12 protein-coding genes are annotated in these 17,221 nt (G+C 66.2%); 8 read left to right on the top strand and 4 right to left on the bottom strand.

The window, feature by feature from the left end:
- Window positions 1-33 precede the first annotated feature (33 nt).
- Window positions 34-2,199, top strand: coding sequence for a primosomal protein N' (locus AC1DIM_RS02835; protein ID WP_477708974.1), 2,166 nt, complete (start codon window positions 34-36; stop codon window positions 2,197-2,199).
- 10 nt (window positions 2,200-2,209) lie between these two features.
- On the opposite strand, the gene AC1DIM_RS02840 is transcribed toward AC1DIM_RS02835, so the two are convergent.
- Genes AC1DIM_RS02840 through AC1DIM_RS02855 form a run of 4 tightly spaced genes read right to left on the bottom strand, consistent with a single transcriptional unit; the run spans window position 2,210 to window position 6,093 of the window.
- Window positions 2,210-3,301 (bottom strand): glycosyltransferase family 4 protein, encoded by a 1,092-nt coding sequence (locus tag AC1DIM_RS02840; RefSeq protein ID WP_477708975.1) that lies wholly within the window; start codon window positions 3,299-3,301, stop codon window positions 2,210-2,212.
- The gene (locus AC1DIM_RS02845) at window positions 3,298-4,227 is read right to left on the bottom strand and encodes an alpha/beta fold hydrolase (RefSeq protein WP_477708976.1); all 930 of its coding nucleotides are present in this window, start codon (window positions 4,225-4,227) and stop codon (window positions 3,298-3,300) included. Before AC1DIM_RS02845 ends, AC1DIM_RS02840 begins: the two co-directional genes overlap by 4 nt.
- Before the next feature lie 11 nt (window positions 4,228-4,238).
- Window positions 4,239-5,108, bottom strand: a complete 870-nt coding sequence (locus AC1DIM_RS02850; protein ID WP_477708977.1) for an aldo/keto reductase — start codon at window positions 5,106-5,108, stop codon at window positions 4,239-4,241.
- A 10-nt stretch (window positions 5,109-5,118) separates the two neighbouring features.
- Window positions 5,119-6,093: a sugar-binding transcriptional regulator gene (locus AC1DIM_RS02855; RefSeq protein WP_477708978.1), complete on the bottom strand. Its 975-nt coding sequence runs from the start codon at window positions 6,091-6,093 to the stop codon at window positions 5,119-5,121.
- Between the two features lie 162 nt (window positions 6,094-6,255).
- Here AC1DIM_RS02855 and AC1DIM_RS02860 point away from each other — a divergent pair, with 162 nt between their 5' ends.
- The 7 genes from AC1DIM_RS02860 (at window position 6,256) to AC1DIM_RS02890 (ending at window position 17,132) form a co-directional block, all read left to right on the top strand.
- Window positions 6,256-8,028 (top strand): glycerol-3-phosphate dehydrogenase/oxidase, encoded by a 1,773-nt coding sequence (locus tag AC1DIM_RS02860; protein WP_477709110.1) that lies wholly within the window; start codon window positions 6,256-6,258, stop codon window positions 8,026-8,028.
- 90 nt (window positions 8,029-8,118) lie between these two features.
- Entirely contained in the window at window positions 8,119-8,868 is a 750-nt protein-coding gene (locus AC1DIM_RS02865) for an MIP/aquaporin family protein (RefSeq protein WP_441868459.1), read from the top strand.
- A 42-nt stretch (window positions 8,869-8,910) separates the two neighbouring features.
- A complete protein-coding gene (glpK, locus tag AC1DIM_RS02870) occupies window positions 8,911-10,425 on the top strand; it encodes a glycerol kinase GlpK (RefSeq protein WP_477708979.1) in 1,515 nt (504 codons plus the stop codon).
- 345 nt (window positions 10,426-10,770) lie between these two features.
- Entirely contained in the window at window positions 10,771-13,302 is a 2,532-nt protein-coding gene (gene leuS, locus AC1DIM_RS02875; RefSeq protein WP_477708980.1) for a leucine--tRNA ligase, read from the top strand.
- Between the two features lie 54 nt (window positions 13,303-13,356).
- Window positions 13,357-14,358, top strand: coding sequence for a DegV family protein (locus AC1DIM_RS02880; protein ID WP_477708981.1), 1,002 nt, complete (start codon window positions 13,357-13,359; stop codon window positions 14,356-14,358).
- Window positions 14,359-14,407: 49 nt separating this feature from the next.
- Window positions 14,408-15,268 (top strand): ComEA family DNA-binding protein, encoded by an 861-nt coding sequence (locus tag AC1DIM_RS02885; RefSeq protein ID WP_477708982.1) that lies wholly within the window; start codon window positions 14,408-14,410, stop codon window positions 15,266-15,268.
- A 100-nt stretch (window positions 15,269-15,368) separates the two neighbouring features.
- Window positions 15,369-17,132: a ComEC/Rec2 family competence protein gene (locus AC1DIM_RS02890; RefSeq protein WP_477708983.1), complete on the top strand. Its 1,764-nt coding sequence runs from the start codon at window positions 15,369-15,371 to the stop codon at window positions 17,130-17,132.
- Window positions 17,133-17,221: the final 89 nt, after the last annotated feature.

Here is a 17,221-nt window from a genome sequence, read left to right on the forward strand (position 1 = left end):
TGATTGGCTGGTTTGTGAAAGGGGGTGGCCGCCATGGAAATACCCGGGACTGTCCGCGCTGGGCCTGGTGCCGTACAGCCGTCCCTGCTCCAAGGCTTCCCGGCCCGCGCGCCCCAGGCCGGACCCCCGCTGGCAGCTCAGCTCCCGGTGGCCCGGGTGCTGGTCGAGTCATCGCTGCCGCACCTTGACCGGCCATTTGACTACAGTGTGCCCGCAGAACTGGACGAGGCCGCGCAGTCAGGCGTCCGGGTCAAAGTCCGTTTTAACGGCCAGGAACTCACCGGGTTCATCATGGAACGCGCGGCAGAGTCCGACGCCGGCCACACCCTGGTGCCCCTGCACAAGGTGATCTCCGCGGTCGCCGTCCTCACTCCCGCCGTGCGGGACCTCGTATCCGCCGTCGCCGCCCGGTACGCCGGAACTGTCAGCGACGTGCTGCGGGTGGCAGTCCCGCCGCGAATGGCACGGCTGGAGAAGGATTTCCTCGCTGCTGCCGTGCCGGCGGCCGCCGTACCGCCGCGTGGCACGGCGACCGCCGGAACGGATACCCACGCAACGTCGGGGGACCCCGCCGTCGTGGCTGGTTCCTTGGGGGAGAGCGGCTGGGTAGGCTACCGCAACGGTCCCGCCTTTGTCCGCCACCTGCAGGAAGGCGGCTCGCCGCGGGCGGTCATCAGCCCGCTTCAAGGCTATGGCCCCGCTGCATGGCCGCAGTTGATTGCAGAGGCGGTGGCCGCCGTCCGTGCCTCCGGCCGCGGCGCCTTAGTGGTGGTGCCCGACTACCGCGACCTCAACCAACTGGAACAGGCATTGCTGGCCGTCCTGCCCGCGGCTGACATCGCCCGCTTGACCGCCGATGACGGGCCCACGCCCCGCTACCGGAATTTCCTGCGCCTTCTGGACGGCTCGGCGCGGGTGGCTATTGGTACGCGGTCTGCAGCCTTCGCGCCCGTTCAGGACCTCGGGTTCGTGGCCTGCTGGGATGACGGCAACGACCTCCACATCGAACAGCGCGCCCCCTACGCGCATGCCCGGGAGGTGCTGCTGCTGCGCGCGGACCAGGCCGGGACGGCCTGCCTGATGGCGGGGCATGCGAGGAGTACAGAGTTGCAGCGGCTCGTGGAGGCGGGCTGGGCTATGCCGGTCGAGGCGGAGCGGGTGTTTGTCCGCCGGACGGTTCCCCGCGTCCTGAATACCGCCGACAGCTATGAACAGGAACGTGACCCGCTCGCCCTGGTGGCCCGGCTTCCGGGTGCAGCGTGGCGGGCCGCCAAGGAAGGGCTGGAACGCGGGCCGGTGCTGGTGCAGGTGGCCAGGGCCGGCTATGCGCCGTCGCTGGTGTGCGAGACGTGCCGCGAGCCGTCGCGCTGCCGGTCGTGCCAAGGTCCGTTGGCCCTGGCGGGAGCCAGCGGCAGTTCGGCGATTCCGCAGTGCCGATGGTGCTCGACGCCGGCCCCCGACTGGCAGTGTGTCCACTGCTCGGGGCGGAAGCTTCGGAAAGGCGCCACCGGTGTCCTGCGGACAGCGGAGGAACTGGGCCGGGCGTTTCCCGGCAAGGCTGTCATCACGTCCTCCGGCGACCACGTCAAGGCTGAAGTCGGCGGCGCGCATGCCCTGGTGGTGGCCACCATCGGCGCCGAACCGGTCGCCGAGGGCGGCTACGCTGCCGCGCTCCTGCTCGACGGCGACTCGCTGCTGCGCCGGGAAAACCTTCGGGCCGGGGAGGACACCGTACGCCGCTGGTTCAATGCCGCGGCGCTGGTGCGTCCCGCGTCCGACGGCGGCCTGGTGGTCATCACCGCGACGGAGAGCATTGCCGTTGGCGCCTTGCTGCGCTGGGATCCGGCCGGGTACGCCCGGCGCGAGCTGGAGCTCCGCATGGAACTGCAGTTGCCCCCTGCCGTCCGGATTGCGTCGGTAACCGGCCCCCGGTCCGCCGTCGTTCATTTCACCGCGGCGGTGGAGGCCGAGCTGGCGACGTCCGGCATCACGCTGCGGAGCGCAGGTCCGGCGCCGGTGGTGCTCACGGGCCCTGCGGCCGCCCATCGTGCCGGGGAAGATGTGCGGACCCTGCTGTTCTTTCCTTACGGGCAGGCCGGCGCCGTGACCCGGGTGTTGCGGTCAACCAAGGCTGCTGCTGCCGCCAAGCGGACGGAGGAACCGGTGCAGGTCAGGCTCGACGGCGTGGACGTCCTGTAGGCGAGGTCCGCTACTGCAGGCCCTTCCGGCGGCCGCGGGCGGCCACAATGTCGTGGGCTACGTCCACGAGTTGCCGGGCGGACTCGTCCCAGCTGAATTCCGCCGCGCGGGCCACCGAGCGGCGCGAAACGTCCTGCCAGTGCTCCTCGTCCCGCAGTTTCTGCACGGCCGCGGCGAATTCGGTGGGGGAGTCGGGTGCGACATACGACGCGGCGTCGCCGCCCACTTCCCGGAAGATCGGAATGTCGCTGGCAATCACCGGCGTGCCCACGGACATGGCCTCCACCAACGGCAGCCCGTACCCTTCGGCGCGGGAGAGGCTTACCAAAGCGGTGGCCCGTTTGAGCAGGACCGCGTATTCGTCATCGGTGACGCCGTTGTGGAACACCACCTTGGCCCCGGCGGGGACCATGATCTCCAGTTCGGCACGCCGCTCCGGTGTGATCCTGCTCAGCAGATGCAGCGTGAAGTCGGGCAGCCCGGACATCCCGGCAACCAGCGTCTCCACGTTTTTGTAGGGCATGAACGAACCCATGTAGACCAGCGTATGGTCGGATCCCGCAGCTGGATCCCGCGGTTCCTGGGCCGGCTGCGGTGCGTTGCTGATGATCCGCACCGGCCGGCTGGTCAGCCTGTACTTGGCCATCAGTGCTTCAGTAGTCCTGCTGATGGTGGCCACGATGTCCGCGCGGTTCAAAAGGAGGCGCTGCGGCCAGAAGGCCTTGTGGTACATGCGCCACAGGATTCGCACCGGCGCCGGCAGGAATCCGGGCGGTGCGGGGTGCTCGTAGTAGATGAGATCGTGAAGGGTCAGGACCAGGCCATAGTTGCGTCCCCAGCTGCCCATGGTCTGCATCGGGCAGACCACCACGTCCGCGCCGAGCGGGTTGATTCTGCGGGCCACCAACAGCTCCGCCGGGGACAGCGGGCTGTTGATCAGCGTGTAGGGAACATCCGGGAGCAGGGCGAGTTGCCGGGTATCGCTGATCAGCATGGAGACGTCGGCGATCTTCGCCGTTGCTGCGATCAGGCTCGCGCCATAGCGGCTGATGCCGTCGTGGTGGTCGTTCCTGGTGAACCGGGCATCGATGACAATCTTCACGCGGAGTGGTCCTTAAGGAAGCTGCGGATGAAACCGGCGGCCGGTACGGGCGTTTCGTAGTGAATGAGGTGGCCGACGCCGGGAATGACTTTGAGCTCTCCGTCCGGCAGGAGCGCGGCGAGGCGGTGCTGGTCCGGCAGCGTGGCGATTTCGTCTCTTTCGCCCGCTATAAGGAGCACCGGCAGTGTCAGCTTGTCCGCAACCTCCGCCACGTGGGCGCTGACGGAGGCAGTGAATGACTGGAGGAGGCTTTCCCTGTCCGCGAAGGCACTGAAGTAGGCGTGGTGCTGGCGGTGGATGAAACGGCGGAGGTCCCGGTTGCCGGTTTTGGCCATGGCCTCGCTCATAACCCGGACGATCACCGGGTTGCGCAGCAGTGCCAGGCCCAGCGGGCGGGGGAGACGCGCGGCCAGCCGGTAATAGAGTACGGCGAGCTTGGTCATGATGCCCTTGGGGCCCTCCAAGGCAGGCGCGGCAATGGGATTGATGAGGATCAGCGGCGTGACTTTCCCTGGCTGCGCGGCGACAAAATGAGACGCGATGATGGAGCCGAAGGAGTGTCCCAGCAGCACGGTGTCGGGGCCCAGGCCCAGGGCAGCCATGAAGGAGCTGATGAAGGCGCCGTACTGTTCCACCGAATGTTCTCGGGCCACGAACGCGGCGGAGCTGCCGAAGCCCGGGAGGTCAGGCATGATGATCCGCATTTCCGGCAGCTGGTCGGCTACGCGGAGCAGGCCGTGGTGGTCGCCACGGAACCCATGGATAACCAGGATGGTGCGCGTTTCGGAGGTCGCCTGGACCGGTTCATACGTCCAGTACGCCACAGCGGTGCCGCCGAGTTCGATCTCTGCAGCCTGCGTGCGGGAGGCCAGCCCGGCGCTGAAGTAGGACGGCGCGGCGGATGACTGGTGGGCGGCGGTTTTCATGGATCCCGGTCCTAGTTGACGTTGTCAGGATGGGAGCCGGTGCGCTGGCCACGCTCAAGCTCCGCGAGGGCCGCCATGTCGCGGTCCGACAAGCTAAAGCCGAAGACGTCCAGGTTCTCCCGGATCCGGGCCTCCGAGCTCGCCTTGGGGATGGCAATGTTTCCCAGCTGGACATGCCACCGCAGGATGATCTGGGCGGGTGTCCGGCCATGTTCGGCGGCGAGGGCAAGCACCACGGGGTCCGCCAAAACGTGCCCGCGGCCCAACGGACTCCAGGCCTCCGTCAGGATTCCCAGGCCGCGGTGCTTTTCCCTGAGTTCCGCCTGCTGCAGCCAGGGGTGCAGTTCAATCTGGTTCACCGCCGGCACCACTTCGGCGGTTTCGAGCAGGCGGTCCAGGTGGGCCGGCTGGAAGTTGCAGACACCGATGGCGCGCACTTTTCCTTCGCGGTAGAGCGTTTCAAGGGCACGGTACGTTTCCGTGAAGAGGCCGCGGCGGGCACAGGGCCAGTGGATAAGGTACATGTCCACGTAGTCCAGGCCGAGGTTGACCATGGACGTATCAAACGCCCGCAGCGTTTTGTCATACCCCTGGTCGTCGTTCCAAACCTTCGTGGTGACAAAGACGTCCTCGCGCCGGAGCCCCGGCGAGGATTCGCCGGATCCGCCGCTCCCGCCGTCGGAATCAACCGCCGCGCCGAGGGCCCGTGCGACGCCGGCCTCGTTCCCGTACATGGCGGCAGTGTCGAAGTGGCGGTAGCCGGTGCCCAGGGCCATGGCCACCAGCGACGGCGCATCCGCCACCGGAACCTTGTAGAGCCCAAACCCCAACTGGTCGATCAGCACACCGTTGTTGAGACTAAGTCGGGGAGAAGGTTTCATAGGACTGACTTTACCCATTCGCCGGGGCCACGCCTTCAAAGCCCACCAGTCGGCGCGCGGTGGCTTCATCGAGAATCAGGTCAGTGGCGAGGCCTGCGGTGAGGGCACCGCGCAGGCCGTTAATCTTGGACGCCCCTGACACCACACAGATCCGGCGGCGGACCTGGCGCAACTGCGAGAGTGCAGGACCCGTGGAACGCTCGTTCAAAACGATGCCATCTGACGAGCCGTCCCGGCGGAAAAAGACCGTGGCGACGTCACCCACAACATCGGAATGGGCGAGCATCCTGAGGTCGTTTTCGTCCAGGTAGCCGCCCGCGTAGACATGGCTCGGATAATCGGCCTCTACGGATCCGACGCCGAAAATGGCGATGCTCATCCGGGCCTGCAGATCCAGGATGCGCTGCACGCTGCGCTCATTCCACATGGCAGCCGTGGTGGCCGCATGGTCAAAAAACGCAGGCACAGGAAACTGCTCTACCCGGGCCCCGTAGGCGCTGCCAAAGCGGCGCATAATGTCGCTCGCGTAGGTGATGCCGGTGGTGTGCATGTTTCCGGCGCCATTGAGCTGGACCACCACGGTGTCATGGGTGATTTTGCGGGTCAGGTGCCTGCTGACGGCGCTAAGCGTCGAGCCCCATGCGATGCCGAGGATTGCGTTGGAATCCACCAGGGGCCCGATGGTGCGCGCTGCCTGTAACGCTACGCGGTCCAGGGTTTCAGCCTCGTTGAGTGACTCCAGCACCGGTACAACGTGAACGTCCACGTTGTACTCCCGCCTGATCATGCTTTCGAGCTCCGGACCGGTGTCCAGTGGATTGCGGATCTGGATTTGGACCAGGCCCGTGTCCCTGGCTGCGGAAAGGAGCCTCGACACTGTGGACCGGGACGTCCGGAGCTCGCGGGCGATCGCGTCCATGGTCAGGTCCTGGAGGTAATACATTTGTGCAGCCCGCAGGGCGTCTGAGTGGCGGGAGGGCATCATTCGGCGTCCATACTGCACGTTTGTGCAAAGAGCTTGACTAGATTTTCCATTAGTTCAAAGAATAGTTGAAGAAGGGCGGCTGACCTGCGATGGTAGGCCCCAAGGACTAAACCCAAGGAGCATTTTTTGGGACTCAAGGACTCATCTGGCCATCCCGGCACCATGCCTGCGAAGTCGTCGGTGCCCCGCGCCTCGGCGAAGGCTCTGCGGGAGCGCCCGCAAGCCAAGGTGCTGATCATCGGCGGTGGAATCAACGGGGTGGGTACGTTCCGGGATCTTGCGCTCCAGGGTGTGGATGTTGCCCTGGTGGAACGCGGCGACTACTGCCAGGGCGCCAGCGGCGCATCCTCCCACATGATCCACGGCGGCATTCGCTACCTCGAAAACGGTGAGTTCCGCCTGGTCCGGGAGTCTGTGGTTGAGCGCAACCGCCTCCTGCGAATCGCCCCCCACTACGTCAAGCCGCTCCAGACCACGATTCCTATTTTCAGCACCTTCTCCGGCGTGCTGTCTGCCCCCTTGAGGTTCCTGACCCACAAACAGCAGGGCAAACCCAAGGAACGCGGTGCGTTCCTGATCAAACTGGGCCTGAGCCTGTATGACTCATTCTCCCGCGACGGGGGCACCGTGCCCCGGCACCAGTTCCGGGGCCGCAAGCGGGCGCTGGCGGAACTTCCACGCCTGCACCCCGGCATTAAATACGCGGCCACCTACTTTGACGCCTCGGTCCACAATCCCGAGCGTCTCACCCTGGACGTACTCCAGGACGGTGAAAAGGCCGGGCTGGTGAACGCAGGACCGGCAGGCAGCACGGCCCGGGCCAGCAACTATGTCTCGCTGCAGTCGATGGGCCCCGGGGTGCCTGCAGGAAACGGCAACACAGCCGGCAGCACCGTTCAGTTGCGGGACGAACTGACGGGGGAGCTCTTTGATTTCACCGCCGATGTCATCGTGAACACCACCGGGGCCTGGGTGGACCTGACTAACGAGGCGATGGGTGCAGCTTCCCGCTTTATGGGCGGAACCAAGGGCTCGCACATCGTGCTGGACCACCCGGACCTGCTCGAGGCCTGCAAGGGCCGGGAGATCTTCTTTGAACACACTGACGGCCGGATCGTCCTGATCTACCCCATGGGGGACAGGGTCCTGGTGGGCACCACCGACGTGGACGCCGACATGGCCCACGATGCGGTGTGCACGGACGGCGAGATCGACTACTTCCTTGAGCTGATCGGTCATGTTTTCCCTGACATACCCGTTGACCGGGGGCAGATCGTCTACACGTTCTCCGGCGTACGCCCGCTGCCCCGCCACGACGCAACCCAGCCGGGATTCGTTTCCCGGGACTACCGGATTGAACGGCACGCAGGCGGCCCGGACGCCGTCGTCTTTAGCCTTGTAGGCGGCAAGTGGACAACATTCCGGGCGCTGGCCGAGCACCTGGCCAACGACGTGCTTGCCGAACTGGGCATGGAGCGTCAGGTGTCGACGGCGAAGCTGGCCATCGGCGGCGGCGCCGGATTCCCGGCGGACGAGGCCGGTGTCCAGACCTGGATCAAGTCCCATGTCACCGCGGACCGTGGTGCCGACCGGACGGCACTCCTCCTGACCCGCTATGGCACCAGAGCCGAGGATGTCATCAGCTTCCTCGACGGGGGTCCCGACCGGCCGCTGCGCTCGACCCTCGAACTCAGCGTCCGCGAGCTTGAATTCATGGCCCTCCATGAGCAGATCGGACACCTTACCGATGTGCTCATCCGCCGGACCTCCCTCGCCTTCCGGGGGCTGGTCACCGGCGAGCTGCTCAATGAGGTGTCGGAGGTGATCGCCGGTCCGCTGGGCTGGGACGCCGCAGCACAGGCCCGGGAGATCCACCACGCCGAGGAGGTATTGGAGCGGTTCCACCGAATACAGGTCCACAGCCTGGTCGCCTAGCCGGCCGGCTGCAGCCCGAGCGTCAACGCGCTCCGGCTCAACGGTCCTTCAACCCGCGGGGGACCGAAAACAGAAAATAAGGAGTCAATGATGTCTCTTGGAATAGTTTTTCTTTCCGAAGTCTTCGGAACCGCGATGCTCACCCTGTTGGGTTGCGGCGTCGTGGCGAACGTGGCCCTGAAGGGGACGAAAGGTAACAGCGGCGGGTTCCTGATGGTCACTTGGGGGTGGGGCATCGCCGTCTTCTGCGGTGTCTTTGTTGCCGCCAAGTCGGGTGCTCACCTCAATCCCGCTGTGACCCTGGGCCTGCTGGTGAACGGCAAAGCTGAATTCGCCCCGGGGGTCAAAGTGGACGTGGCGTCCACGCTGACCTACTTCGGTGGCGAGCTGCTGGGTGCCTTCCTCGGTGCAGTCGTGTGCTGGCTGGCATACAAGCAGCACTTCGATGACGAGCCGGCGCAGGCCTCCAAACTCGGCGTTTTCTCCACCGGCCCTGCCATCCGCTCCAACCCGTGGAACCTGATCACGGAGATCATCGGCACCTTCGTCCTGGTCTTCGTGATCCTCACCCTGGGCGGAACCCCCTCCGGGCTGGGCCCGTTGGCTGTTGCCCTCCTGGTTGTCGGCATCGGCGTTTCACTGGGCGGTCCCACCGGCTACGCCATCAACCCTGCCCGCGACCTCGGCCCGCGTATTGCCCACGCCCTGCTGCCCATCAAGGGCAAAGGAAGCAGCGATTGGGCGTACTCGTGGATTCCGGTAGTAGGTCCGCTGGTGGGCGGAGCCCTGGGTGGAATCCTCGCCAAAGTTGTCCCCATCATCATCACCGCAGCATCCTGACCGGTCAGCTACCAAACCCTGCATACAGACAAGGACGTCACCATGAACCAGTACGTAATCGCCATCGACCAGGGCACCACCAGCTCCCGCGCCATCATCTTCGACCACAGCGGCAACATCGTTTCCTCCGGGCAGATGGAGCACGAACAGATATTCCCGCAGGCCGGCTGGGTGGAGCACAACCCCGCCGAAATCTGGAACAACACCCGCGAGGTCATCGGTTCTGCGCTCTCAAAGGCGAACCTGACGCGTCACGACATTGCCGCCGTCGGAATTACCAACCAGCGCGAGACTGCCGTGGTGTGGGACAAGACCACCGGTGAACCTGTATACAACGCCATTGTCTGGCAGGACACCCGCACGCAGAACATCGTCGATGAGCTGGCAAAGGACGGCGGCCCCGAGCGCTTCAAGCAGAAGGTGGGATTGCCACTCGCCACGTACTTCTCCGGCACCAAAATCAAGTGGATCCTGGACAACGTCGATGGCGCCAGGGCCAAGGCAGAGGCAGGTGACCTGGTCTTCGGCAACACGGACTCGTGGGTGCTCTGGAACCTGACCGGCGGGGTGGACGGCGGAGTCCATGTCACGGACGTCACCAACGCCTCCCGCACCCTGTTTATGGACCTCGACACCCTGACCTGGGATGAGGAAATTTTAGGGATCTTCGGGGTCCCGTTGAGCATGATGCCGGTCATCAAGTCCTCCTCCGAGGTTTACGGCACGGTACATACCTCCCAGTTGCTCCGCGAAGTCCCCGTCGCCGGCATCCTCGGTGACCAGCAGGCGGCCACGTTTGGCCAGGCGGCTTTCGAGGCCGGCGAAGCAAAGAACACCTACGGCACCGGCTGCTTCCTGATCTTCAATACGGGCGAAGAGATCGTCCACTCGAAGAACGGCCTGCTCACCACGGTCGGTTACAAGCTCGGTGATGCCCCGACGCACTATGCGCTGGAGGGCTCCATTGCCGTCACCGGATCCCTGATTCAATGGCTGCGGGACAACCTGGGCATGATCAGCAGCGCCCCGGAGGTGGAGACGCTGGCGGCATCTGTCAAGGACAACGGCGGCGTGTATATTGTGCCGGCGTTCTCCGGGCTCTTCGCTCCCTACTGGCGCTCGGATGCCCGCGGCGCCATCGTGGGCCTTACCCGGTTCGTCAACAAGAGCCACATCGCCCGCGCCGCTCTGGAAGCCACCGCGTTCCAGACGCGTGAAGTGCTGGACGCAGTCAACGCGGACTCGGGCGTGCCGCTCACCGAGCTGAAGGTCGACGGCGGCATGGTGGCCAACGACGCCCTGATGCAGTTCCAGGCGGACATCCTGGGCGTACCGGTCATTCGGCCCAAGGTGGTCGAGACCACCGCCCTGGGTGCGGCCTACGCCGCCGGCCTCGCCGTCGGATTCTGGAAGGACCTCGGCGAGCTGTCGGCCAACTGGTCCGAAGACAAGCGGTGGGAACCGCGGATGGACCAGGCCGAGCAGGACCGCCAGATGCGGCTGTGGAAGAAGGCAGTGACGAAGTCCATGGACTGGGTCGACGAGGACGTGAAGTAGGCCGGAGACCCCGAAAGGGGCCGGTGACTCCCGCCCGCCCGCTTCGCGGTGCCCACCACACCATGGCGGGGAGTCACCGGCCCCTTTCTCTTCGTGTCCGGCCATTCAGCCGCTCGGGGCGACTTGCGCTTAGGTGGAAGGGCGGGTGCGCTAAAGTAGTCCTATGCGTGCGATCCTTCTGCTTAGCTAGCCGCCCGGTATCCGGAATCAACCGGACAGCCGAGCGGCCGCCCCTCCCTGGAGAGGGGCTTTTGTGTGTCCGGGCAAGATTGCCGGGCCGGCAGCAGAGGGGATCAGAGAAGTTGTGGCAGCACAGATGCCGCAACAGAACAGAAGAGGGCAGCAGTGAGCGTTCAGCCGGAGACAGAGACCGGAACACCAGCAGTGGCGGCGGAAACACCCGAAGAGGGTGCCTACAGCTTCGCGGCGATGGAGGCCAGGTGGCCGCAGGTGTGGGAAGACCTCAAGGTCTTCACCCCCGTTGATGACGGCTCCCGCGAGCGCCGCTATGTGCTTGACATGTTTCCCTACCCCTCCGGCGACCTCCACATGGGCCATGCTGAGGCGTTTGCCATGGGCGACGTTGTGGCACGGTACCTCCGCCAGCAGGGTTTCGACGTCCTGCACCCGATCGGCTGGGACTCCTTCGGCCTGCCGGCAGAAAACGCCGCCATCAAGCGCAACGCCCACCCCAGCGAGTGGACCTACGCCAACATCGAAACCCAGGCGGCGTCTTTCAAGCGTTACGCCATCTCAGCGGACTGGTCCCGGCGCGTTCACACCTCAGACCCCGAGTACTACCGCTGGACCCAGTGGCTGTTCAAGCGCTTCTACGAGCGCGGCCTGGCTTACCGCAAGGATTCGCCAGTCAACTGGTGCCCGAAGGACCAGACTGTGCTTGCCAATGAACAGGTCGTCAACGGTGCCTGTGAACGTTGCGGGACCCCGGTCACCAAGAAGTCCCTGAACCAGTGGTACTTCAAGATCACCGAGTACGCTGACCGGCTGCTGGAAGACATGGATGAACTGCGCGGGCACTGGCCTGAGCGTGTGCTGGCCATGCAGAAAAACTGGATTGGGCGTTCCGAAGGTGCGCACGTCAACTTCGTGATCGAGGCCGAGGGCGGCAAGCCCGCCAAGGACGTCACCGTCTTCACCACCCGCCCGGACACCCTCTACGGGGCAACATTCTTCGTGGTCGCCGCCGACGCGCCGATCGCCGTCGATCTCGTCACGGACGAGCACGCCGCCGCACTGGACACGTACCGCGAGCAGGTCAAGGCCCTGAGCGAAATCGAACGCCAGTCCACCGAACGCGAAAAGACGGGAGTCTTCACCGGACGGTACGCGGTCAACCCGCTGAACGGGGAGAAACTGCCGGTCTGGGCCGCGGACTACGTGCTGGCCGATTACGGCACCGGCGCCATCATGGCAGTCCCGGCGCACGACCAGCGCGACCTTGACTTCGCTAGGACGTTCGGCCTTCCCGTCCGTGCCGTACTGGACACCGGCGAGGACGATCCTGCCGTTTCCGGCAAGGCCACGGCAGGGGAGGGCACCCTGATTAACTCGGGTGTGCTGGACGGCCTGCCGAAGGCACAGGCCATCCCCGCCGCCATCGAGATTCTGGAAAAGCAGGGCACGGGCGAGAAGTTCGTCAACTTCCGCCTCCGTGACTGGCTCCTGAGCCGCCAGCGGTTCTGGGGCACCCCCATTCCCATCATTCACTGCCCTGCGTGCGGTGAAGTTCCCGTCCCGGACGAGCAGCTTCCCGTGACCCTGCCTGCCGACCTGCGCGGCGAGGACCTGTCCCCGAAGGGCACGTCGCCGCTTGCTGCAGCCGAGGCCTGGGTGAACGTGGAATGCCCCAACTGCCACGGGCCGGCGAAGCGCGATACCGACACCATGGACACGTTTGTGGATTCGTCCTGGTACTTCCTGCGCTTCGTTTCACCGCAGTACACCGAGGGCCCCTTCGATCCGGCGAAGATCAACGAGTGGATGCCGGTGGGCCAGTACGTGGGCGGCGTGGAGCACGCCATCCTGCACCTGCTGTACGCGCGCTTCTTCACCAAGGTCATCCACGACCTCGGCATGATCGACGCCGACGAGCCGTTCAGCGCGCTGCTGAACCAGGGACAGGTCCTCAACGGGGGCAAGGCGATGAGCAAGTCGCTGGGCAATGGCGTGGACCTCGGCGAACAGCTCGACAAATACGGCGTGGACGCTGTCCGCCTGACCATGATCTTCGCCTCCCCGCCGGAGGACGACGTGGACTGGGCGGACGTTTCGCCGTCGGGATCCGCGAAGTTCCTCGCCCGCGCTTGGCGACTGGCGCAGGATGTCAGCAGCGAGCCCGGAACTGACGCCGCTTCCGGTGACCGCGCACTGCGGTCCGTGACGCACCGGACCATCGCCGACGCGGCGGCTTTGCTGGATAACAACAAGTTCAATGTGGTGGTGGCCAAGCTGATGGAGCTGGTCAACGCGACCCGCAAGACTATAGATGCGGCTGGGGGTGCCGGCGGCGCCGACCCCGCCGTCCGCGAGGCAGCGGAAGCCGTCGCGGTCATCCTGAGCCTCTTTGCGCCTTATACCGCCGAGGACATGTGGAACGTCCTGGGCCACCCGGCCTCGGTGGCGAACGCCGGCTGGCCTGCCCATGACGAAGCGCTGCTGGTCCAGGAGACCGTCACCGCTGTGGTCCAGGTGCAGGGCAAGGTGCGCGACAGGCTCGAAGTGTCCCCGGACATCAGCGAGGACGAGCTGCGCGAACTGGCCCTGGCCAGCGAAAACGTCCAGCGTGCCATGGACGGCCGCGGCATCCGCACGGTGATCGTGCGGGCGCCTAAACTGGTGAACATCGTCCCGGCCTAGCCGGGCACCGGCCGTCCGGTCCATCCGACGGCCGGTCTGACATCAGGAGGCAAGTTGCCCGACCGTGACGCCGCAGCATGGCTCTGGCTCCGGGAGCGCATCGCTGCCCTCCGCCCTGCGGCGCGGCCGGCCGCGCCCACCGAGGTGGCCGCCGCCGTCGTCCGTACCGCTGTGGTGACGGACTCCGCGTCCGCGCTGCCGGCGGAGTGGGTGGGGGCCTGCGCCTCCGACGGTCTGCTGACCGTGATCCCGATGCCCGTGATGGTGGGCGAAGAGATCTACGGTGAGGGCGAAGACGACATCACCGAGACCATTGCCCTGGCACTCGCGGGCGGAAAATCCGTTAAGACTTCCCGCCCGTCACCTGGCCAATTTGAACAGGCCTTCCTTGCCGCTGAACGCGGCGGATACGAGGCGGTCGTCAGTATCCACATCTCCGGAGGCCTCTCCGGCACGGCGGACGCTGCCCGGCTTGCGGCGGGCCGGGTCACCATCCCCGTGGAGGTTGTGGACTCCGGAACTGTGGGCATGGCGCTGGGGATGGCCGTCCAAACTGCCGTTGCCGCCGCGGCGGCGGGGCTGGAGGCCGCCGCGGTCAGCGCCGCCGCGACGGCCCAACTGGCACGGACCAGGGTCTACTTTTACGTTCCCAGCCTGGAGCAGCTCCGCCGGGGCGGACGGATCGGCGCGGCCGCCTCGCTGCTGGGGACGATGTTCGCCATCAAGCCGATCCTGGCGGTGGACAGCGGGAAAATTGTACCGCTGGAAAAGGTCAGGTCAGCCGCCAAAGCCATCGCCCGGCTCGAGGAAATTGCCGCGGCGGACGCCGCGTCCCGTCCGGACGGCCTGGCCCGGCTGGCTGTCCACCATTTCGGGAACCCGTCTGAGGCGGAGGGGCTGGCGTCGAGGCTTGCCGCGGCCCTCCCCGGCTGTCCGCCGGCGCAGATCAGCTCCCTGCCAGCCGTCCTGGCCGCCCACGCCGGCCTGGGCGTGCTGGCTGTCATCGTAGGAGAAAGTGCCCCACCTCCAGTGGAGCCCGAACTGCTTTCCACATAGGGTAGGCCCGGGCTGTCACCAGCGGTCTTGAATCCCTAGCGTTGGGAGCATGTCACGCCGGGATGCTGGAGCACGCCAGTCGGCGCGGCATGCCCGGGAGAGGCTACATGCCAGCCTGGGTGGCAGCGCGGGGCTCCTGACCGACGAGGACGGGAAGGCCTTCGAATACGCAGACTGCGCGCAGCCATGCGAGGCGGGTGTTCCTGAATCCGGCGGCGGGGATGCGCTCACGGCGGGTCCTGCACTGAGGTGGCGTGTTGGCTTGCCTGTAGCCCTTTTCATTGCTGTCCTCGCGGTGCTGGGCGGTGCCTGGTTCTGGGGACAGGTTGCTGCAGGGCAGCCGGAAGTGGTCCCGCTCAGCGATGTGTCGCCTCCACAGAGTGGAGCTGGTGGTGATGGCGAAACCCCGGCGCCGGGTACGGACCGTGCAGGGTCTCCGGAGAATCCCCGGACCGGTATGGTCGTCATCCATGTGGCCGGTGCCGTGGCCGTGCCCGGAGTGGTGCAATTGCCAGCAGGCAGCCGAGTGCACCAAGCTATTGCTGAGGCTGGCGGCGCCACGCCGTCAGCGGACCTCAACCGGCTCAACCTTGCCGCCGTGCTGGCGGACGGACAGAAACTGTATGTACCCGTGCCCGGTGAGAGCACCCCCGTTGAACTGCCGGGCAGCCCAGCAGCAGGGCAGGCTTCCGGCGCCGCGGCCGGCAGCGCCGGTGCAGGGAAAGTCAACCTGAATACGGCCAGCGTCGAAGAACTGGACGCCCTGCCGAAAGTGGGCCCTGTGCTGGCGCAGCGGATCGTGGACTGGCGCAAGGAGCACGGGCCGTTCAAGTCCGTCGAGGAGCTCGACGCCGTGGACGGCGTGGGACCCAAGATGCTTGAGACTCTCCTCCCGCTGGTGGGCATCTGAGATGGCGGGGCGAAGCCCCTGGAGTCGCTTTGTCGACTCGGCAGTGCAGAAGTCGGCAGTCCAGGAGCCGGGAGTTCCGGAATCTGCCGGAGGGCACGGTGTGGTGCAGCCTTCCGCGGTACGTCGGCAGAGCGCCATGCTGGCCGAGTATGTCAGGAAGAGGCTGCGTGGCCGGGACCAGGAGACCGCACCGGCCGAAAAGCCCCGCCGGCGGACGGACGTCAGGCTGGCGCTGCCTGCGCTGCTTGTCTGGGGCGCCGCAGTGGCCGGAGCCTGGCTGACCCCTGCAATGCTGGCGTTGCTGTGCAGCGGATTGCTGGTGCTGGCAGTCCTCCTGCTGGCCCGGGCGGCACGCGGCAGGAAACTCCTTGCGCATCGCAGGAGCTTCCTGACCACCACGGCCGTCGCGTTGGTGCTGGCCGCAACCGCAGCGGCGAACTCTGCGGTGTCTTCCTCGCAGCGCCACCATGGACCGCTCGCGGAAGCGGCCGCAGCGGGGAAGCCGGTGGTCGCCGTTCTGGAAGTTGCCGGCCCCGCGCGCGCCCTGACGCTCCCGGGACAGGCAGGGCCGCCCGAACGGTGGTCGGTGGATGCCCGGACGGAAGAAGTCACTGTCAGCGGCAACGTCATCCGCACCCGGGCCGAGGTTGTAGTGATGGGCGGCCGCGGCTGGGACAACGTGGTTCCGGGGCAACGGGTCCGGACCGCCGGTAAGCTGAGGCCGCCTGAGCCGGGCCAACAGGAGACCGCCATTCTGGCAGCGTCGATGGAACCCGGCGCCGCTGCCGCCGACGGTGTTGGAGCCGATGCCGCCCCGGCCGGGGAGGTGATGGCCAAGGACCTCAGGGGAAGGTATGTGGCCGCAGCATCGTTCTTGGCGGCCGATCCCCGCGGGCTCCTGCCGGGCATGGTCACCGGTGACACGTCGGCGCTGGACGAAGGACTCAACACAGCAATGAAGACAGTGGGCATGACCCATTTGACTGCAGTGAGCGGGGCCAACTGCAGCCTCGTCCTGGGCGCCCTCCTGATGGCGGCGCGCAGCCTGAGGCTCCCCAGGATCGCTGCGGGCGCCATGGCACTGGCCGGCCTGGGGATGTTTGTGGTGCTCGTTGGCCCTGATGCCAGCGTCCTCCGTGCAGCTTTGATGGGTTCCATCGCCATTGCCTCGCTGGCTGGTGGCCGCATGGGCCGGGGACTCAGCTTCCTCTGCCTTGCTGTGATGGGCTTGTTGCTGATCGATCCGGGCCTTGCAACCAGCTTCGGCTTTGTGCTTTCGGTGCTTGCGACGCTGGGAATCATTGTCCTCGGGTCACGGATAGTTGACTGGATCCCTGCAATCGTTCCTCGCTGGGCAGCAGCTGCCTTGGCTGTGCCGCTCTCGGCGCAGCTGCTGTGCGGCCCTGTCATTGTGCTGCTGCAGCCCCAGTTCTCGACTTACTCCTTGCTGGCGAATATGGCAGCAGCCCCGCTGGTGGCGCCGGTCACGCTGCTGGGAACGGCTGCCGTGCCATTAGTGGCATGGGTGCCTTGGCTGGCGACCGTCCTGATCGCCATCGCGGGAACATTCAGTGCGGGCGTAGCCGGCACCGCCCGGACCGCTGCAGGGCTGCCTGGGGCTTCCTTGCCCTGGCCCGAAGGAACGTTCGGCGTCCTGACGATGGTGCTGTTGTCCGGGCTTACTCTCGCCGCGGTTTGGGGCGCCGTGCGGCCACGTCAACTGCTGCGGCTGGTCGTGGGGCTGCACGCCCGGACCGTCTCCTTGCTGGACTCCGCCGACAGCCACCTGCGGGCTTTGACAAAGCGTTCCAGACAACACGAACCAAGGAAACGCCGCCGAACGTTGCCTCCCGGCGGGACGTAGGCCCGCCCAGGATCAGCCCCGGTAACCTGAGTGATGAAGTCTGGGTTGATTTTCGGGTGCGCACTGAAAGTCGCATCCGCAGCCCGAGC

The organism is Pseudarthrobacter sp. 01T43 (assembly GCF_056398665.1).